Annotated in this window: 1 tRNA gene and 2 rRNA genes (1 of these 3 cut by a window edge); all 3 read left to right on the top strand. The window is 54.4% G+C overall.

Annotated features, from left to right (window positions below):
* Nucleotides 1-1,805, top strand: a 23S ribosomal RNA gene (locus DC366_RS06335); it begins 1,691 nt to the left of the window's first position.
* 112 nt (nt 1,806-1,917) lie between these two features.
* Nucleotides 1,918-2,032: ribosomal RNA gene (gene rrf, locus DC366_RS06330) — 5S ribosomal RNA — on the top strand.
* 83 nt (nt 2,033-2,115) lie between these two features.
* A tRNA-Met gene (locus tag DC366_RS06325) sits at nt 2,116-2,192 on the top strand.
* Nucleotides 2,193-2,500 lie beyond the last annotated feature (308 nt).

Raw genomic sequence — 2,500 nt, 5'->3', positions numbered from 1 at the left:
GGAGGTTGGCTTAGAAGCAGCCATCCTTTAAAGATAGCGTAACAGCTCACTGGTCTAAACAAGTTGTCCTGCGGCGAAGATGTAACGGGGCTCAAGCCATGAGCCGAAGCTTAGGGTGTGCAGCAATGCACGCGGTAGCAGAGCGTAGTGTGACATAGTTTCATGTCTCTTTAGCTCATTTATTGCGAGACCAACGCGCTCAAGTAGCGAAGCGGTAGCGCAAAATATAATGAGTGTCGGAGACACGAAGCTTTCGATGAAGCGGGCGCGTGAGCGATCCCGTGGAGAGATCACTAGTGAGAATGATGACATGAGTAGCGACAAACAGTGTGAGAGACACTGTCGCCGAAAGTCCAAGGGTTCCTGCTTAAAGCTAATCTGAGCAGGGTAAGCCGACCCCTAAGGCGAGGCCGAAAGGCGTAGTCGATGGGAACCAGGTTAATATTCCTGGGCCAGATGGAAGTGACGGATTGCGAGGGTTGTTCATCCTTATCGGATTGGATGGGCCGTTTAGCAGTCCCTGGAAATAGCTCCATCGCTGGATCGTACCCTAAACCAACACAGGTGGACTGGTAGAGAATACCAAGGCGCTTGAGAGAACCACATTTAAGGAACTCGGCAAAATACCTCCGTAAGTTCGCGAGAAGGAGGCCCGGTGTTCACGCAAGTGGATGCCGGGGGCACAAACCAGGGGGTGGCGACTGTTTACTAAAAACACAGGGCTCTGCGAAGTCGCAAGACGACGTATAGGGTCTGACGCCTGCCCGGTGCCTGAAGGTTAAAAGGAGGGGTGAGAGCTCTGAATTGAAGCCCAGGTAAACGGCGGCCGTAACTATAACGGTCCTAAGGTAGCGAAATTCCTTGTCGGGTAAGTTCCGACCTGCACGAATGGCGTAACGACTTCCCCGCTGTCTCAAATGTGGACTCAGCGAAATTGAATTGCCTGTCAAGATGCAGGCTTCCCGCGGTTAGACGGAAAGACCCCGTGCACCTTTACTACAGCTTCGCACTGGCATCAGGATTGTGATGTGCAGGATAGGTGGTAGACTTTGAAGCAGGATCGCCAGATTCTGTGGAGTCATCCTTGAGATACCACTCTTCGCACTCTTGATGTCTAACCGCGGTCCGTTATCCGGATCCGGGACCCTGCGTGGCGGGTAGTTTGACTGGGGCGGTCGCCTCCTAAATCGTAACGGAGGCGCGCGAAGGTTGGCTCAGACCGGTCGGAAATCGGTCGTTGAGTGCAATGGCAGAAGCCAGCCTGACTGCGAGACTGACAAGTCGAGCAGAGACGAAAGTCGGTCATAGTGATCCGGTGGTCCCAAGTGGGAGGGCCATCGCTCAACGGATAAAAGGTACGCCGGGGATAACAGGCTGATACTGCCCAAGAGTCCATATCGACGGCAGTGTTTGGCACCTCGATGTCGGCTCATCTCATCCTGGGGCTGGAGCAGGTCCCAAGGGTACGGCTGTTCGCCGTTTAAAGAGGTACGTGAGCTGGGTTTAGAACGTCGTGAGACAGTTCGGTCCCTATCTGCCGTGGGTGTAGGATACTTGAGAGGAGTTGCCCCTAGTACGAGAGGACCGGGGTGAACGTTCCACTGGTGGACCTGTTGTTGCGCCAGCAGCAGTGCAGGGTAGCTATGAACGGACAGGATAACCGCTGAAGGCATCTAAGCGGGAAGCCCCCCTCAAAACAAGGTATCCCTGAGAGCCGTGGTAGACCACCACGTCGATAGGCCGGAGATGTAAGCGCAGCAATGCGTTCAGTTGACCGGTACTAATTGCTCGATAGGCTTGATTTGATCCAGTAAAAGCCAGACTTCACGGGCAAACCGTGACAAGGCTCTGAAAACATCGGTCATACACACCATAAACATCAGTATACTGACTTGGACATTCGAAGGTTTTTCTCGGTTTGGTGATCATAGCGCGAGCAAAACACCCGGTCCCATCCCGAACCCGGCCGTTAAGTGCCGTAGCGCCCATGGTACTGCGTCTCAAGACGTGGGAGAGTAGGTCGTCGCCAAACCTAGTAAAACCTTCGATAAAACGTATCTCTCTTTCGATAAATCCTCACAAGACAAACAATCGTCCCTGTGAGGAACAAAATGCCGCGGGATGGAGCAGCCCGGTAGCTCGTCAGGCTCATAACCTGAAGGTCGTAGGTTCAAATCCTACTCCCGCAACCAACTTTAGCGAAGACGCACTTTCTTCAAGGCCCGCCAACTCGGCGGGCTTTGCTTTTTGGAGCTCAAGCTGAGCATAAGCAGCGCTGCTGACCTGCTCCGTAAGCCTTCGGCGAAGGCCGTGGGCGCGCCGTATTGATCAGAGGGGTTTGGGTGCGGCTTTTGGTTTACGCGGCTTCGGTGCCCATTTTTTGGCAAGACGCTCGAAGCTATCGAGGATGCGGCCGATCTCTGTGAGAACGGCGGTGCGAAAGTCGGCCGCGGTAGCGGCGGGATGAGCCTGCTGCGGGCGGCGTAAAAGTCGTCCACCT

Origin of the sequence: Pelagivirga sediminicola, assembly GCF_003072125.1 — a bacterium.
Classification (GTDB): domain Bacteria; phylum Pseudomonadota; class Alphaproteobacteria; order Rhodobacterales; family Rhodobacteraceae; genus Roseovarius; species Roseovarius sediminicola.
Note: the sequence above shows the minus strand (reverse complement) of the source record. Positions and strands in the feature narration are given on the sequence as shown.